Here is a 16,346-nt window from a genome sequence, read left to right on the forward strand (position 1 = left end):
GTTAGGAGCTATTGTCGTTAAATGGTGCCGCTATTTCTGGCGGCGATATTTAACATGCAGCATTTTTAGGGCGGCATCCGGGTCCCGGTCCGGGAAATCCGGGTTTTGCGCCAGCCGCTCTACCACTTCATAGCCGCTATCGGCACCGAGAATCAATTCGCGAAAATGCGCTTCACTGTGGCGCGGAGAGTTAATCACCATCAGCAGGTCCGCCTCATCGGCGAGGCAGGCAGGTAGCTGTTGCAATAGCTTTTCGTAGTTATGGCTCACATCGAAGCGGCCTTTCTGGCGCGTGGGCGGGTCTACAATAGCCAGCTCAAAGGGTCCCCGGCGGTCGAAGCGCTTGAACTGGCGCAGCGCGTCGAATTGCAAAAATTGAATGCCCCGCAGGGACAGGCCATTCACCTCGTGGTTTTCACGGCCGCGATTCAATACGCCCCGATTCACATCCACATTGACTATTTCAATATCCCCGGCCGCACGGGCCACGGCAGAAAATGCACAGGTAAATGCGAAGAGGTTCAGCATCTTTACCGATTCCCGCCCCGAGTGCTCCCGCACCTGCGCCTCAAGCCAGGCGCGGCCGGGTTCGATATCCAGAAAGAAACCGACATTCTGTCGATCAAAGGTCAGTGGAAACTGCAGGCCGTTGCGCAGCGCCTTGGGTGCAGCTACTGGCTCGCCACACTGCCACTCCAGTGGCGCACCGTGCAGGTAACGTCGCTGTGCGGCCACGCCTTGGTAACCGAAACCCTCGGCCATTTGCCAGAGCTTCTCGCACAGCTCCCCCTCCCCCTCGTACTCCTCAAAAAAAGTAACCAGCAACGCGGGAAAAAAACTATCGACACAAACCTGCTCCAGGCCTGCAAAACAACGACCGCGTCCGTGAAACAAACGCCGGCTGTCACCGCCACCCGGTACTAACTTGGGCTCAACCTGCTGCAGTAGCACTTGCCAATCGGTAGACACTCAAACTTCTCCATTACTCAGGGGGTAGAGGATCGCATCGCGGTAGCCGGTAACCACACGGATAAAACCGCTCCACTGCCGATCCAGCTCGGGGTCGCCGCTGTCCACCAACAGAGGACGCCCGCCGAGCTCAGTGATTTTGGTTTTGGTGGCAACAACTATCAGGTTTTCGCGACCAACTTGGCGCAGAACCTTGGGGGAGAACTGCTGGTTACCGCGGCCGAACAGATGCCCCTGGCCACCGATAGCAGTGAGCACAATCTTCACTTGACCATTATCTTCCGAATTTCTGTACTCGGCGATCGCCGCCTCAATTTGCGGAGCGCTGACATCTTTTTGCACCAAGGCACCATTACACAGCAGGTCCACCCCCAGCAGAGTGCCGTCGCACCCCAACTCGTTCAGGATGGCCAGCGTGGTTGAGCCGGGGCCAACGATATACAAGGTATCCGACTCCAACTCCTCAACGACCTCCGCGGCGATATCCGCTACGGCCAGTTCCTCCACCTCGCGCCCGGCATTCTTTACCGCTTGCAGGAAATGGCCCTCCTGAGGCACCAGCAACTCACCGTAATGACGAGTGCTCACCCGCCCCTGGCGAAAACTGTTCTCATCAATATCGCGCACTTCGCGCTCGCACAAATCCACCAGCTCACCAGCCAACAATTTTCGCAACACCTCGCCACCGGCTTTGGGGGAAATGGCGAAACAGGCGGAGTGCATTTTGACACCGGCGGGAATACCCAACACCGGGAAGTGATCCCCCAGGGCATTGGTCATATTGCGCGCAGTGCCATCACCGCCAATAAATACAATCAGGTCGGCACCGGCATCGCGGATCGCCGCCGCCGCTCTCTCGGTATCTTGCGGTGTTGATGGAGTGGACTCGGCTGCACCCACTTCGCGCACGGCAAAGCCCAGTTCACGAGCCGTCTCCGCGCCCATATCGCCGGCAAAACACAAGAACTCCAGCTGCTGCCGAAACGGTGCCAAGGCCTCCAGGGCAATTGCGGCGCGCTTATGGGATTGGGGTTCGATACCGGCCGCCAAGGCCTGTGCCACCGTCTCGGCACCGTCGCTGCCTTTTAGCCCCGCTGGGCCGCCAACACCGGCCCAGGGATTGATAATCAAACCGAGCGTCTTAACTTGCTTCTCTAATCGCACTTGAGCCCCAGTACTGCCAATTCTTCTCTATCTTTTTCACCCAGGGTTTGCGCTGCAGTGCGGTAATGGGAAAACTCCAAACGCTCAGGGTATTCACGGCGCAGGCGATCGAAAGCCTTGGCCATAGGTTCTGTGCCTCGAGCCGCTTCACGCAGGCGCGCGTCATCTTCGCGTGGGTCGTACATTTGCAATAGCAAATCCACTATCGGCGCCGCACTCTCCTTCACGGGTTCAATTGGAGTGCGCCCGGCCTCAGCTTGCGTATTATCGGCATCGCCGATATTTTCTGGCAGAGCCAGATCCAGCGCATTAGAGAGCGCCTCGCGAATCATACGAGTGCCGGCGAGCTTGCCATCTAAACTGTATCCGGCGATATGCGGGCTACCCAAGTCCACCAGCTCCAGCAACTCGGTATTGATACCTGGCTCTCCCTCCCAGACATCCAGCACCGTTTTAAAACGTTTTTCCCGCTGTAATTCCTGCAATAGCGCTCGATTATCGACTACCGCTCCGCGGCCAGCGCTAATCAAAACAGCATCATCGCGGATCTGAGCGAGTTGCTCCTCACCGATCATATGCAAGCTGGGAAATGGCCCACTTTTTACTAGAGGCGCGTGCAGGCACACAATGTCCTGACCCAGTACTTGCTCCAGAGGAGCAAAGTCGGGGTTATCTGGTAACCAAGGGTCATAGATAGCGCAGCTGGCGCCCAATGTGTGCAGACGCTTTTGCAGCAGCCCCCCTACATTGCCACACCCGACGATGCCAAAGCTGCGCCCGCGCCAGTCGACCTTCAGGGCGGCTAACGCACAAAATACATATTCAACCACCGAATTGGCATTGCAGCCGGGCGCGGCACTCCAGTAAATGCCGTTGCGCTCCATCCAGTCGGTATCCAGGTGATCGGTGCCAATGGTACAGCTGCCCACGAAACGCACCGGGGTGCCCTCCAACAGGCTCTGATTCACCCGGGTGACAGAGCGCACCAGCAGTATGTCCGCATCGATCAATTGCTCGCGGGTCAGTGTACGGCCCGGATAGCGCACCAGCGTGCCCAGGTCGCCGAAATACTGCTCCAGTGCCGGTATATTCTCATCGGCAACAATCTTGAGGCCAACGCCCTGTGCATGGCTTTCACTCATGTAGATTCTCCTTCAGCGCTCATCAGAGTGCGCTCCATTTTTCCCACCAGCCCACCGATCCCAAATTCCTTCGCCAGAGCCATAGCCAGCTCCAGATCCACCGGCTGGGGACGCAAATCCATTACCTTGATACCAAGGGGAATATCCTCCACCAGGCTTGTCAGGCGTTTTGCTAGGCGCAACTGATCGGCATACTCTTCCAGCCGCCGGGCAAGCCCTTTTGCTCCTCTAATAGGCAGTGTTGCCACTCGCTCTCGCTGTGCCAGCAGCGCTTCGACATCATCAAACTCTTCCAACAACCGCGCCGCGGTCTTGGCGCCAATGCCGGGCACTCCGGGAATATCGTCACTGGTATCCCCCACCAGTGCCAGGTAGTCGGCAATCTGCGCAGGTCTTACACCAAACTTCTGCTCAAGAGCCGCGCTGTCCATATGCTGGTTTGCGGCGAAGTCCCACAGACTGGAGGCTCCGCGAGCCAGCAACTGCCCCAGGTCTTTATCACGACTCACAATGATCGGAGCGTGATTGCGCAGTTTTCGCGTCAGTGTGGCGAGGATGTCGTCCGCCTCATAGCGCTCACTGGAGAAGCTGGCGATACCCAGGACTTCCGCCATCTCCCGGCAGGCCGCCAACTGGAAGGCCAGGGCCTCGTCTGGCAGTGCGCGACTGCATTTATAGTCCGGGTAAAGCGTATTGCGAAAGCAACTGCCCAGAGATTCATCGAAAGCACAGGCGATATGGCGCGGGCTTCTCGCCAATAGATCCAGCAGGAAGTTAGTGAAGCCGTAAACCGCCTCTGTGTCATAGCCACTGCGGCTCTGCCAGTTGGGTGGCAAAGCGAAGTAGTAGCGAAAGATATAGACCGAGGAGTCGATCAGGTAACTACTCACGATAGCTCCGACAGATGATAGGCGTCGCCATTCAATGGATCTGGCTGGGTAAACGCCTCCGCGAGAGCCGCAGCAAAAGTCCATGCACGCTGGTTGGGTCCCTCGGCACAGTAGCGTTGGACTTGGCGCCAAATCGCTTCTTTGAAACTGTTACTGGGGCCAAGGCCGCTCTCCAGGTTGTCTGCGCTGACCCGGAAACGAAGGCCACAGGCTCGGGCAAAAATCCACTCCAATGCCTGGGGCTTGACCTCCACCTGCTCGAATTCGGCCTGTTGCTCGGCACTGCGCCCATCCGGCGCGTACCAGTAGCCGTAGTCCGGCAATTGCCGGCGGGCCACGCCGGCCACGCACCAGTGAGCCACCTCATGTAAAGCACTGGCGGCATAATCCAGGGTGAACTCCACTTGGTGGTAGCCCTGCTGGTCCCCGGCGGGCCGATAGTAAGGCTCGGAAAAGCCGCCGCAAAGTCGGGTATTTAGCCCCTCTGGTGCGGCAAAACAACGGTTGAAGACCGCCACAATCCCTTCGGCAGTGGATCTGGCTTCAAGGGGTGTTTTAGAAACTGGAGCCATTTCTGGGTTAGGGGCAGGCAAGATGTTCTCCGGGGTACCGCAAAGGCGGGGGACTATATCAACGGGGGCGCTTCGATCAAAGTCGTGCTGCCTTAACAGGTGCTCCCAGGCCCGGTTGTATTTCTGCAAATCAACATATACCTTTATTCACAGGGAGGCCGCTGAGCACCCGTGAGTACCCGCCTTTCAGCGTATTCCCCGAGGAGGGGTCTAAAGCAGTCAATTACCCTCCTGCCCCGGTCTTCCTTCAGAGATAGGGCCTTGGCAGTCGCACCTTAGCTCTGATCGGAGACGGTAAATAACCGGCCCTGCCAGGAGGTGTTCCATGACAGACCACAGCATCAACAATGTGGTTGACCTCTTCACCGGCGAGCCGATCGAAACTTCTGCGGACAGGCGCTTTATCCGCCTTTCGCCGGAGCTAGACGGCTTGGAAATGCTCTACTCCAACAACTCCAGTGGAACAGATCTATACAGCTTGAAAATACTCTGCTGGGGACTCAAAGCGAATGGCGAGGTCGTAGGCCTCGTTCCCTGGTTAAACTCCATAGTGGCCTGTCCAGATATCAAGGACCCTTTGGACGGACGTTTCGAGGGCTACTATGACCCCGGCATTGAGGACATCTTTCACCATCCCCCCATCCATAAAGTCGTCGAGTTGGAGACTGCGGCGGAATACTTTGAGTATGAGAGCAGCAAGGCCGAGGAGGTGCTGCAGGAGATTCCCGACACCATTGGCACTCACGCAGTGTTTATGGATGAGGACCGGGAGAACCTGACACTGATCGAGGTCATCAGCTGGAGACTCCACGCCGACGGCGCTATTCACGGTATGCTGATCGACCACGACGTGGTCGAGACCACCCCGGTGCTACCGGGGGACCACTGTTTATACCCGGCGCAGGAGAGTGAGGGCTTTCGCTACTTCTTCCAACACCACATCGCCAACAAGATCAAATCCGAGGACCCTGAGGCACTGGCCGCCATTGCCGCTCTGGTAACGACGCCATAAGTACCAAGCGACCCAAGAGTCGATTAGAGGTTTCACCGGGAGTGTGTACCCCCGGTCCTGTCGAGACAGGGCCGGGGCATTCGCTGACCCGCTATTCCGCCTTCTTAATCCAAAAGACGAACTCGTCGTTCTCCTCCGCGTGCTGCACCAGTTCATAGCCGAGAAACTGGCAGAACTTGGGTACATCCCGCTGAGTCGAGGGATCGGTGGCCATCATCTTCAATACTTCCCCATCGGCGACATTTCGCACCGCTGAGTGCAGCATCATTACAGGTTCCGGGCACAACAGGCCGCGGGCATCGAGGGTGTGATCAAACTTCATGGTATTTATTGTGCGCAATTTAGCGCACTTCGTCATCAGGAAACTGGCTGTCGACTCTTCCGCAGACTGGCGCACTAGAATCCACTAAGACCCTATCGCGTTTTGGGGACATGATGATCTATGTATTGATTGAACGGGAAATCGCCGCCGAGATGCAAAGCAGCTACGAGGAGGCCGCGCGCAGAATCCTCACCAGCGCCTACCGCACCGTGGGCTTTATCGAGGGGCAAACGTATATCGAAAGGGGCAATCCACTGCGCCGCTTTACTCTGTCCAAGTGGCAGTCCGAACTGCACTGGCAACACTGGTACACAAGCGAGGATCGGCGCGCCCAAATGGCCCAGCTGGCCCCATTATTGGTGGGTCAGGAGCGCATCACGATCCTGGAGACCGCTGCATAAAGCCCGCCGCCTTATCTATCGCCGAATCCCAGTGTTGAGCCTGGGTATAGCCGCTGGCACGACGGGGTTTGAAATCGTGGTCACCATCAACCAGCCACTCAATCTCAATGGAATCCGACAACCCATAGGTCAACACCTCCTCGCGACTGCCAAGAGGATCCCGGTCTCCCTGCACAATCAGAGTGGGGCAAACACTATCCAACAGATGCTCAGTACGCAGCTTGTCTGGCTTGCCCTGGGGGTGGAATGGATAGCCCAAGCAAATCAGCCCGGCAATCAAACCCTGCTCGAAGCTTTTGTCCGCCAAAAGGCTCGCTATTCGCCCCCCCATAGACTTACCCCCAATAAACAGGGGTAGATCCCCCGCAAAACGCTCAATCTGCGCTTCAAAACACTCCTGTAACTGCGGCATGGTGTTTGGCGGCCGCTTGCTGCCACCACTGCGGCGCTGAGCCATGTAGGGAAACTCGAAACGCACCACTTCGATGCCCTGTTTACACAACCCAACAGCGAGCGCCTGCATAAAGTCGCTGTCCATAGGCGCGCCGGCACCATGGGCAAACAGAAAGCGCGCTTTAGGGGACTTAAGCGCTTGAGAGGCTTGGGGCCTATCGATGATGTATTCAGACATCGGCGGGCAGATCCTCTGCCAGCACCAGATTGACTGTCTCCTCGCCGGGATCGAACCAAATTACCACTTCGCCCGACTGCATCTGGCGGCGCAAGCTCGCCACCTTCTCCGGCAGTTCCACCTCGCGCTCACCATATTCGGTGCCCTCACGGGTGGCATACTCTTCCAATAGGTTTTGTAAGGTGTTGGGGTCCAACTGCGTAAAGGGAATGATCATACAACTTTCATATCCAGAGGTGAGACGGGAGCGGCGAGCGCCACTCCCGGTATTTACCAGTATTGGTAGAAGGGCATTAAAACTCAGGATTTCGGTTTGCGGAAGCGCAGGGTCATACGATCGCTCTCGCCGATGGCCAGGTACTTCTCTTTATCTTCATCACCCAGGCGCAAAGAGGGCGGCAGGGTCCAAACGCCTTTCGGGTGCTTGGCGGTATCCTTCGGGTTGGCGTTAACTTCACTAGCCTCTTCCAACTCAAAGCCGGCCTTCTTAGCCACTTCAATAACATATTCCTGGGTCACATAGCCGCTCTGGACCATGTCCTCTTTACTGGTACCAGGCTTGGCGCGGTGCTCCACTACACCGAGAACGCCACCGGGTTTCAGCGCGTTATAAAAGCTGGCAAAAGCCTTGTCTTCATAACCACGGTACATCCAGTTGTGTACGTTACGGAAAGTCACTACCGCATCGGCGCTGCCTGCGGGGGCTATCTCACGACCGGTTTGCGGTGAGAATTCGGTGACTACGACATTCTTGTAGGCTTTCTTATTGGCGGCCAGCTTGTCTTTGAAGCCCTTCAAAGAGCGCTGGTAGTAAGAAGACTCGCTATCCTCCGGGAAGTGCGCTGCGTAAAGCTTGCCCTTCTCGCCCAGGTAGGGCCCGAGGATTTCGGTGTACCAGCCACCGCCGGGAGTGATTTCCACCACCGTCATATCTGGCTTAATACCCAAAAATTCCAGGGTTTCCGCCGGGTTACGGTATTGGTCGCGTGCGGCGTACTCCTTGCTGCGGTGATCCCCCTTGATGACAGAATTCAGGTCGGCGGCCTGGGCGCCGCCAGCCAGGGCCAGGGCACCGGCCAGAGCCAGCAGGGATTTCTTGATATTGATCGTCATAATCGTTCCTGTGTTGTTATCGTTAATCCAGCTTCGATCGCACGCTGTCGATCTTATCCTGTAATGACTGGTTCCGGTCCGTACGAGTTCCCAATTTCAGGCTGGTGGTGATGCGATCCGCGCCCATCGCGTGGACTCGCTCATGACAAGCTTTTACCGCTGCCATCACCGTATCCCAGTCCCCCTCTATGTTGGTGCCATAGGCATGTAGGTGGTGAGTGAGCCCGGCTTCCGCCAGCACCTTTTCACACTCCGCAACATACTTACTGACAGACACCCCCACACCCATGGGTATCACGCACAAATCGGCAATGACTTTCATTGACAGTCCCTCGCTAAGTTACCGGTTATTCGGAAAAGAAAAATGGCTTTGAGATTGGACGATAGAGTTATCCGACGAGATCCTATTACAATGCAAGTGACACGTCTTTACTGAAGCAAAGGAACCAAAAAGGGAACTAAATATGCAACAGCATCTCGTTATCTCCATGATCTGCAACGATAAGCCCGGTGTTGTAGAAAAGCTTTCTGCAGTCATTGCGGATAACGGAGGCAACTGGGAAGACAGCCATATGGCGCATTTCGCCGGAAAATTTGCCGGTATATTGCGCGTTGCCGTCCCTGGAGATAAAACCCAAGGCTTGAAGGATGCCCTCGCTAGTCTCGCCCAGGCTGGTTACAACCTGATTGTTGAAGACGCAATCGCCGTTAGCACCAAGCCCCAACAGACCCTGACATTGAAGCTGGTAGGCAACGACCGCCCCGGCATTGTGCGGGAGATCTCCCGTGCACTCAGCGCTCACCATATCAATATGGATCAGCTGGAAACCACCTACGGCAGCACTCCGTGGAGCGGTGAACCTCTGTTTACTGCCGAATGCATTATCAATGTGGACGAAGATATGGATCTCGACGGCCTGCGTGATGAACTCGACCAGATTGCCAATGAACTGGGGGTCGAGATCGACTGTGAGGAGATCGCCACTCCTCTCTAATTGTGGAATAATCCGCTGCCATACAAAGCCGGGCCCGCCGCCCGGCTCAAATCACCCTAGCTAGAAAGTACCGCACCAGGGCGTCCGCCAAGCAATGTTCAAAATTGTCCTATACCAACCGGAAATTGCCCCGAACACCGGCAATATTATTCGACTTTGCGCCAACACCGGCGCCGAGCTGCACCTGATCGAACCCCTGGGTTTCGACATGGACGACAAACGCCTGCGCCGTGCCGGGCTCGATTACAGTGAATATAGCCGCGTGGTCCGCCACCCTGACTGGCAAGCTTTTATCGAAAACGAAAAACCTGCGCGGGTGTTGGCCCTCTCCACCAAAGGCAGCCACAGTCATACCTCGGTGGAATACCAAGACGGCGATGCCATTGTGTTTGGCCCCGAGACCCGTGGTCTACCGGCGGAGTTTCTACAAATGGTGGGCCCGGAAAACACCCTGCGCATCCCCATGCGCGCCGAGAGCCGCAGTATCAACCTGTCCAACGCCGCCGCCATTGTGATTTATGAAGCCTGGCGACAGCTCGACTTCAACGGCGCCATAGACCAGCAGTAAGAATTTTTTTGTTATGCCAAGCTCCCAAGCTCCAATAGGCCTGTTTTACGGCTCCAGCACCTGCTACACCGAAATGGCCGCAGAAAAAATCCGCCAATATATTGGCCCCCAGTGGATCGACCTGCACAACGTGGCCGAGGCGGATATCAACCTGGCCGAGGACTACGATTTCTTACTGTTTGGTATTCCCACCTGGGATTACGGGGAGCTGCAGGAAGATTGGGAGAATATCTGGGACGACCTGGCAGGGCTGGACCTGCACGGTAAGACCTTCGCCCTATTTGGGCTCGGCGACCAGGAGGGCTACCCACAGTGGTTCCAGGACGCCTTGGGTTATCTGCACGCCCAACTGCTCGCCTGCGGCGCCCGTGCCGTAGGCTACTGGCCTGCCGAAGGCTATGAATTTGAGGAGTCCAAAGGACTGACCGAAGATGGCAGCCAATTTGTCGGCCTCGCCCTCGATGAAGAGAATGAATTTGACCTCAGCGAGGAACGTATTAGCCGCTGGTGCGACCAGGTCATGCGCGAATTCGGCCTTAAGGACGGAGCCTGAGGGTAGAATTGAAGTGAGCAAATCCGGCAAACAAGCGGATATCCAGTGGCGTGAAGATGGCCAACCCCTGTCCCGTGCCTATGACGATATCTATTTCTCCACCGCCTCCGGATTGGAAGAAACCCGCTACGTATTCCTGCAACAAAATGCGCTGGCGGAACGCTGGGCTACCCTGGCCGAGAATGCCATTTTTACTATTGGCGAAACCGGCTTTGGTACCGGCTTAAACTTTCTCGCCGCCTGGGAGCTATGGCAGAAAACCGCTCCGATAAATGCGCAGCTGCACTTTGTTAGTGTGGAGAAATTCCCCCTGCACCCCCAGGATCTGCAGCGCGCCCTGGCACTGTGGCCACAACTGCAGCCCTACTGCCAAGCTTTGATTGAAGCCTACCCCCCATTATTGGCCGAAGGCGTTCACCGCCTGCAGTTCGGTCCAGTAAAGCTAACTCTGATTATTGGGGAGGCCAGCCAGGCTTTAGATAGCCTGTGCATACAACAAGAGAACCGCGATCGATATGTCGATGCCTGGTTTCTGGATGGTTTTGCGCCGGCCAAGAATCCGGACATGTGGACTGAAGAGTTGTTCGCAAACATGGCCCGCCTGAGTCGACCCGGCGCAACTTTTGCCACCTTCACCTGTGCGGGGCTGGTCAAGCGTGGCCTACGCGAGGCGGGCTTCGCCCTGCGTAAAGTGCCGGGATTTGGCAGCAAGCGGGAAATGCTGTGCGGCACTCTGGAACAGTTACACGGCTCTCAGCACCATAACACTCCTTGGCACCTGCCCCGCAGCGAGCCACAGCAGCCGAAAACTGCCACAGTAATCGGTGGCGGAATTTCCGGTGCCACCATTGCCAGGGCACTCGCAGAGCGCGGTGTACAAGTACAAATTATTGAGCGCGGACCAGCCCCAGGCAGCGGCGGTTCCGGCAACGACCAGGGCATACTCTACGGCAAGCTCTCCCCCAAACCGGGCCCAAATGGAGACTTTAATCTCCATGCCCTGATGTTCGCCCAGCGATATTACCAGCAACACTGTCCGCAGCTCGCACATTTTAATGGCCTCTTACAACTGGCTCAGAGTGATAAGGAGAAGCTGCTACAGGAGCAGATCGCCACTAGCCTGGCAGAGCACCAAGGGCAAAACCTGGCCCGAATGGCTTCTTGTGAGGAGGCTAGTCAGCTAGCCGGCGTAGATCTTCATTTTGGCGGGCTTTACTTTCCCGAGGCGGGCTGGCTGGAACCCCAAAAAGTGTGCGCTGCGCTCCTGGAGCACCAAAATATCACCCGAGACCAGGGCACAGCAGTGGATGCTCTGACTCGTCAACATGACAAGTGGCTGCTGCGTACAGAAGGCAAAGAGATAGAAACGGAGGCGCTGATTCTCTGTGGAGCCAATGATATTCGCAGCTTTGCACCGGCTGAAGCCCTGCCTCTGCGGCCAATACGCGGCCAGGTCTCCCGAGTGCGCGCCACAGAGACCTCCGCAAAATTAAAAATTGCCCTCTGTGGCGAGGGCTATATCACTCCGGCCCACGAGGGGCGCCAGAGCTTCGGCGCCACCTTCAAGCTCAAGGAAACCGCCACAGAGTTACGTGAAAGTGAGCATTGGGAAAACCTGCAGACACTGGCAGAACTGCTGCCGCAGTTTGCCGAGGAATTTTCCAACCAGGATTTTTGTGGCCGCGCCGCACTGCGCGCTGCTACACCGGACTACCTGCCAGTTGCCGGGCCAATTCCCGACTGGGAATCCCTGGACAGCACCTATGCAAACTTGCGCAAAAACCGCAAATTATTGATCACTGAGCAGTCGGACTATCAGGCGGGGCTCTACGTGATGGGCGGCCTTGGCTCCCGTGGTTTTACCTACGCGCCGCTAACGGCCGAATTACTCGCCAGCTGGATAATGGGCGGGCCCTTGCCGGTCAGTGCAGGCCTGGCCAAGGCTTTACACCCAGCGCGCTTTGCCATCCGCGACCTGGGCAAAAATCGCTAATCGAGTTGGGAGCTGAGACTTTTCTTGACTCCCATATTTGAGACATCCCCTGCTTTAAGCTTTCTCTGCTTTCGTTTTCCCCGGCGGAGCCAACATTCTGGCACTGCCGGCCCCACAGGCCACGATGGTTTTCATGGCCGCTTCAACGCTTACGCCAGGCAGTATTTCCACACACTCCGCCGGCACATGGAAAACAAATCCCGATGTGGGCACTGGAGCCGTTGGTACGTAAACCGTCATCTCGCCATTGACGTGCTGAGAGGTCACAATCGCCGTCACCGTGAGCGGATTATCCGCACCGTGGATGCGCACTCGTGCCACAGGCCCGGAAAGAACCCCCTCACCGCCACCACCGATAAATTGCACAACCAAATCTTTAATGGTGCTATACCCTGGTGCCAGGCGACCGAGCCAATGATCAACATGGCGGTGCAGCCAGTTGCCGATACTGGTTTTCACCAGCAGGCCAATCAAGAAGCAGCCCCCCAGAATCAGCGCTATCACCACAAGCTTGGCAAGGGTATCCTTGAATTCTGTATTCGCTTCCAGCCAAGTAACGGCGGGGGCGACAATTTCACTGACCTGGCCTAACAACCACTGGAATAAAAGTACTAAGATTGCGATGGGCAGCACCACCGCCAAACCACCCAAAAGGGTCAAGGTAATAAAGGTTTTTACTCTGGTCATAGATAATTGATGTACCGACTTACTCTCCGCAGCTGGATACCGCTGCTCTTATCTTGCCTGCTGCCAATAGCAGCACAAGCACAGCTAAAGGCAACCCCCTTTTCCATTCTGGAGGAGCGCCAACGGGGTGGGAATCATTTCACCCAGGGACTCTATTTCGACGGCCAACGCTGGTGGGAAAGCAGTGGCCTCTACCGCCGTTCTTGGCTCGCCGAGTATACCGACCCAAGCAAAAAACCTGTAAGGCGCAAATGGCTACCGGGCAGGCTGTTTGCCGAAGGGCTTACCGTGCTGGGCGATAAGCTCTACCTACTTACCTATAAAGCCGGTGAATTACATATCTACAGCGCCAGTGATCTGCAGCATTTAGGGGTTAAGCAATACAGTGGCGAGGGCTGGGGGCTTACCAGCGATGGCGAATCCCTGATTATGAGTAATGGCAGCGATAAACTGATCTTTCGCGATCCCGACACCTTTGAGGTCAAGCGTCAGCTCAAAGTACATGGAGCGGGAGAAATCTGGTCGAATCTGAATGAGCTCGAATTTGCCGAGGGCTTGATCTGGGCCAATATCTGGCAGGACAGTCGCATCATCGCCATAGATCCCAAGAGCGGTGAAGTACGTGGCGCGATCGATCTAGGTCGGCTTAATCCCGATGTACTCCAACACCCGGACACTGTGGCCAATGGCATCGCTTGGGATAAAAGCCGAAATGGTCTCTGGGTAACGGGAAAATTCTGGAAACAACTCTACCTGATCCGGCCTCAGGGCCTGGGCTTTACTAAAAGCACAGACCATTGAGCTCATTGCCTGCGATCAATAACCGTCAGAACTCCACCGTTACGCAAATAATCCATTGAGGAGAGCTGCAACTGCAGGTGAAAGCCGTGGTCCCGACTTTGCAAGCTGACACCATCAAGCCCTGCCTGTCCATCGTAAAGCATGGTGGACTCACCCTTTTCATCCTGCCACTGAATTCCCTCGACATTGCGCATACCGAGAAGCTCTAGCGATACCAGGGTAAACTGGTCAGGCAGCGGCTGTAGCTCAATCTGAGCAACACCAGAGGCGGTAGCCAGAGAAAATGCCAACTGATTCTCCGGAGCCGGACGCCAGCCCAGATGAGTGTCCGCCACAACAGACTGCACAAGTGTACGCGGAGTACTAGTACTAGAGGAACAGCCGAAAAGCCCGGCCAGAACTGTCAACCACAACACAAAAAGCACGATCAAAGTGCGCATAGACCTATCCTTAGGCGACCGCTGTGATGAGATGCGAGGTGAAATGTGATTATAACCCGTGAATTCTGTCACAACTTATAAGCTGCCATTGCATTGTATTTCAAGGCAACCCACCCTATAAACCCACCGCACAAAGTCGCTACGCGGGGTATACTCCGCCGCCATGAATTCCCCACAACATATTCTCGAACACGTCTTCGGCTATACCCACTTCCGCGCCCCTCAGGAAGAAGTCATTGAGACACTCATGGCCGGCGATGACGCCCTGGTACTTATGCCCACCGGTGGCGGCAAATCCCTGTGCTACCAGATTCCAGCCCTAGCTCGACACGGATGCGGTGTGGTGATATCGCCATTAATCGCTTTGATGCAGGATCAGGTTGAGGCATTACAAGAGGCTGGTATTCGAGCCGCCTACCTGAATTCTTCCATTTCCTACGACGAAGCCCAGGCCATAGAAAGCCAGTTGCTACACGGCGAGCTCGACTTACTCTATTTAGCCCCGGAGCGCCTGTTACAACCTAGAACACTGGCGCTTTTACAGCGTGTCGAGCTCTCATTGTTTGCCATTGATGAGGCTCACTGTGTCTCCCAGTGGGGTCATGACTTCCGTGCGGATTACCTACAACTCAGCTGTTTGCACGAGCAGTTTCCCAGGGTGCCGCGCATTGCGCTGACTGCCACGGCGGACAAACGCACCCGTGTGGAGATAGCCCAGCGCCTCGATCTGGAGAGCGCCCGGCATTTTGTCAGCAGTTTCGACCGTCCGAATATCCAATACCGAATCGAGCCCAAGGACAATCAACGTAAACAACTCCTGCAATTTCTGAAAAACGGGCAGGAGGGCCAGGCTGGAGTCGTTTACTGCCTGTCACGCGCCAAAGTGGAAAACACCGCCGAGTGGCTCAGCCAGCAAGGCTTTACCGCCCTTCCCTACCATGCGGGCTTACCGGCAGAAACCCGCGCAGAACATCAACGCCGTTTTTTGCGCGAAGAAGGGGTGATCGTTGTCGCCACCATTGCCTTCGGTATGGGTATCGACAAGCCCGATGTGCGTTTTGTGGTGCATCTCGACCTGCCCAAAAGCGTTGAAGCCTACTATCAGGAAACCGGTCGGGCTGGGCGCGATGGAGAAGCCTCTGTAGCATTACTGCTCTATGGCCTGGAAGATGTGGTCAAACTCGGGCAAATGGTGGAATCCTCAGAAGGTAGCGAGGAACACAAACGCCTTGAGCGCACAAGACTCAACGCCATGTTGGGCCTATGTGAAATGACCAGCTGTAGACGTCAGGCACTACTGCACTATTTTGCTGAAACTCTCGAGCACCCCTGTGGCAACTGTGATATCTGCCTGGAACCACCCGCCACCTGGGATGGCAGCGAAGCCGCCATCAAACTGATCTCCTGTGTGTACCGAACCGGTCAACGCTTTGGAGCCAGCCATGTGATTGACGTACTGCGCGGTTCCGATAATGAAAAGGTGCGAAAATTCAATCACGACCAGCTCACTACCCATGGTATTGGCAAAGATCTCAGCAGCAGTGAGTGGAGAGCCGTGGTACGGCAACTGATTGTGAGAGGCTATTTGGACGTTGAAGGTGAATTCCAAGGACTCAGGCTCACCGAAAACTGCCGCCCATTACTGCGCGGAGAGGAAAAGCTGCAACTGCGTAAACTCCCCAAGAAAGCCCCTCGTGCCCAAACCCGAAATGCGGCAATTCTGGAAGATCTTGACCCGGAAGAGGAACCTCTCTGGCTGGCGCTTCGCAGCTGCCGCAAACAACTGGCCGAAGAGCGCGGGGTACCGCCTTATGTCGTCTTTCACGATGCCACCTTGCGTGGGATGGTAAAAGCACACCCCCAAACCCGCAGTGAACTCCTAGCAGTCTCCGGTGTTGGCGATAGTAAACTGGAACGTTTTGGCGATGCTTTTCTCGCCGTCCTTAGGGACTTCCCCAAACACAATTAAGGACTACTAATCAATAAAATTATAAAAAAATAAAAACGGCTCAGATGGCGCATTTTATTCCAAGCTCCAACATCTGGTGGATTTTCCCAGCTGGGGTGACCTGTGTTACAAAGGCACAAAGAGG

At 55.8% G+C, this 16,346-nt stretch carries 20 protein-coding genes; 8 read left to right on the plus strand and 12 right to left on the minus strand.

Features of this window, described 5'->3' with window-relative positions; translation table 11 throughout:
- Positions 1 to 30: 30 nt before the first annotated feature.
- Genes ACJJID_RS10720 through ACJJID_RS10740 form a run of 5 tightly spaced genes read right to left on the minus strand, consistent with a single transcriptional unit; the run spans position 31 to position 4,866 of the window.
- The gene (locus tag ACJJID_RS10720; protein ID WP_444919477.1) at positions 31 to 969 is read right to left on the minus strand and encodes a class I SAM-dependent methyltransferase; all 939 of its coding nucleotides are present in this window, start codon (positions 967 to 969) and stop codon (positions 31 to 33) included.
- Positions 970 to 2,133 carry an ATP-NAD kinase family protein gene (locus ACJJID_RS10725; protein WP_444919478.1) on the minus strand — a complete coding sequence of 388 codons (1,164 nt, stop codon included), beginning with the start codon at positions 2,131 to 2,133 and terminating at the stop codon, positions 970 to 972. It lies immediately after the preceding gene.
- The gene (locus ACJJID_RS10730; RefSeq protein WP_444919479.1) at positions 2,124 to 3,275 is read right to left on the minus strand and encodes a 4-phosphoerythronate dehydrogenase; all 1,152 of its coding nucleotides are present in this window, start codon (positions 3,273 to 3,275) and stop codon (positions 2,124 to 2,126) included. Before ACJJID_RS10730 ends, ACJJID_RS10725 begins: the two co-directional genes overlap by 10 nt.
- Positions 3,272 to 4,165: a 5'-3' exonuclease gene (locus ACJJID_RS10735; RefSeq protein WP_444919480.1), complete on the minus strand. Its 894-nt coding sequence runs from the start codon at positions 4,163 to 4,165 to the stop codon at positions 3,272 to 3,274. The genes ACJJID_RS10730 and ACJJID_RS10735 overlap by 4 nt, the downstream gene beginning before the upstream one ends.
- Entirely contained in the window at positions 4,162 to 4,866 is a 705-nt protein-coding gene (locus ACJJID_RS10740; RefSeq protein ID WP_444919481.1) for an elongation factor P hydroxylase, read from the minus strand. The genes ACJJID_RS10735 and ACJJID_RS10740 overlap by 4 nt, the downstream gene beginning before the upstream one ends.
- 196 nt (positions 4,867 to 5,062) lie before the next feature.
- On the opposite strand from ACJJID_RS10740, the gene ACJJID_RS10745 reads away from it, so the two are divergent.
- On the plus strand, positions 5,063 to 5,749 hold the full coding sequence (locus ACJJID_RS10745; protein WP_152454226.1) for a hypothetical protein: 687 nt from the start codon (positions 5,063 to 5,065) through the stop codon (positions 5,747 to 5,749).
- A gap of 91 nt (positions 5,750 to 5,840) precedes the next feature.
- Here the strand turns inward: ACJJID_RS10745 and tusA are convergent, their stop codons facing one another.
- Positions 5,841 to 6,071, minus strand: coding sequence for a sulfurtransferase TusA (tusA, locus tag ACJJID_RS10750; RefSeq protein WP_152456365.1), 231 nt, complete (start codon positions 6,069 to 6,071; stop codon positions 5,841 to 5,843).
- Between the two features lie 113 nt (positions 6,072 to 6,184).
- On the opposite strand from tusA, the gene ACJJID_RS10755 reads away from it, so the two are divergent.
- Entirely contained in the window at positions 6,185 to 6,472 is a 288-nt protein-coding gene (locus ACJJID_RS10755) for an antibiotic biosynthesis monooxygenase family protein (RefSeq protein ID WP_152456367.1), read from the plus strand.
- On the opposite strand, the gene ACJJID_RS10760 is transcribed toward ACJJID_RS10755, so the two are convergent.
- From ACJJID_RS10760 to ACJJID_RS10775, 4 genes are all read right to left on the minus strand, one after another.
- Entirely contained in the window at positions 6,447 to 7,103 is a 657-nt protein-coding gene (locus tag ACJJID_RS10760; RefSeq protein ID WP_444919482.1) for an alpha/beta fold hydrolase, read from the minus strand. The genes ACJJID_RS10755 and ACJJID_RS10760 overlap by 26 nt on opposite strands.
- On the minus strand, positions 7,096 to 7,320 hold the full coding sequence (locus ACJJID_RS10765; protein WP_444919483.1) for a YheU family protein: 225 nt from the start codon (positions 7,318 to 7,320) through the stop codon (positions 7,096 to 7,098). The genes ACJJID_RS10760 and ACJJID_RS10765 overlap by 8 nt, the downstream gene beginning before the upstream one ends.
- Before the next feature lie 83 nt (positions 7,321 to 7,403).
- Positions 7,404 to 8,216 (minus strand): class I SAM-dependent methyltransferase, encoded by an 813-nt coding sequence (locus ACJJID_RS10770; RefSeq protein ID WP_152454229.1) that lies wholly within the window; start codon positions 8,214 to 8,216, stop codon positions 7,404 to 7,406.
- Between the two features lie 22 nt (positions 8,217 to 8,238).
- Positions 8,239 to 8,538, minus strand: a complete 300-nt coding sequence (locus tag ACJJID_RS10775) for an MTH1187 family thiamine-binding protein (RefSeq protein ID WP_152454230.1) — start codon at positions 8,536 to 8,538, stop codon at positions 8,239 to 8,241.
- 142 nt (positions 8,539 to 8,680) lie between these two features.
- On the opposite strand from ACJJID_RS10775, the gene ACJJID_RS10780 reads away from it, so the two are divergent.
- From ACJJID_RS10780 to mnmC, 4 genes are all read left to right on the plus strand, one after another.
- Positions 8,681 to 9,211, plus strand: a complete 531-nt coding sequence (locus ACJJID_RS10780; RefSeq protein WP_444919484.1) for a glycine cleavage system protein R — start codon at positions 8,681 to 8,683, stop codon at positions 9,209 to 9,211.
- Positions 9,212 to 9,305: 94 nt separating this feature from the next.
- Positions 9,306 to 9,779, plus strand: a complete 474-nt coding sequence (trmL, locus tag ACJJID_RS10785) for a tRNA (uridine(34)/cytosine(34)/5-carboxymethylaminomethyluridine(34)-2'-O)-methyltransferase TrmL (RefSeq protein ID WP_444919485.1) — start codon at positions 9,306 to 9,308, stop codon at positions 9,777 to 9,779.
- 13 nt (positions 9,780 to 9,792) lie between these two features.
- Positions 9,793 to 10,332: a flavodoxin FldB gene (fldB, locus tag ACJJID_RS10790; RefSeq protein WP_444919486.1), complete on the plus strand. Its 540-nt coding sequence runs from the start codon at positions 9,793 to 9,795 to the stop codon at positions 10,330 to 10,332.
- Positions 10,333 to 10,345: 13 nt separating this feature from the next.
- Complete coding sequence (mnmC, locus tag ACJJID_RS10795) at positions 10,346 to 12,325, plus strand: bifunctional tRNA (5-methylaminomethyl-2-thiouridine)(34)-methyltransferase MnmD/FAD-dependent 5-carboxymethylaminomethyl-2-thiouridine(34) oxidoreductase MnmC (RefSeq protein ID WP_444919487.1); 1,980 nt, start codon at positions 10,346 to 10,348, stop codon at positions 12,323 to 12,325.
- A 54-nt stretch (positions 12,326 to 12,379) separates the two neighbouring features.
- Here the strand turns inward: mnmC and ACJJID_RS10800 are convergent, their stop codons facing one another.
- Positions 12,380 to 13,012 carry a DUF502 domain-containing protein gene (locus ACJJID_RS10800; protein ID WP_444919488.1) on the minus strand — a complete coding sequence of 211 codons (633 nt, stop codon included), beginning with the start codon at positions 13,010 to 13,012 and terminating at the stop codon, positions 12,380 to 12,382.
- Between the two features lie 9 nt (positions 13,013 to 13,021).
- On the opposite strand from ACJJID_RS10800, the gene ACJJID_RS10805 reads away from it, so the two are divergent.
- Positions 13,022 to 13,813, plus strand: coding sequence for a glutaminyl-peptide cyclotransferase (locus tag ACJJID_RS10805; RefSeq protein ID WP_444919489.1), 792 nt, complete (start codon positions 13,022 to 13,024; stop codon positions 13,811 to 13,813).
- Positions 13,814 to 13,815: 2 nt separating this feature from the next.
- Here ACJJID_RS10805 and ACJJID_RS10810 read toward each other — a convergent pair whose 3' ends face one another.
- A complete protein-coding gene (locus tag ACJJID_RS10810) occupies positions 13,816 to 14,253 on the minus strand; it encodes a hypothetical protein (RefSeq protein ID WP_444919490.1) in 438 nt (145 codons plus the stop codon).
- Positions 14,254 to 14,416: 163 nt separating this feature from the next.
- Here ACJJID_RS10810 and recQ point away from each other — a divergent pair, with 163 nt between their 5' ends.
- On the plus strand, positions 14,417 to 16,222 hold the full coding sequence (gene recQ, locus ACJJID_RS10815; protein WP_444919491.1) for a DNA helicase RecQ: 1,806 nt from the start codon (positions 14,417 to 14,419) through the stop codon (positions 16,220 to 16,222).
- Positions 16,223 to 16,346: the final 124 nt, after the last annotated feature.

Source organism: Microbulbifer sp. CnH-101-G (genome assembly GCF_052466775.1).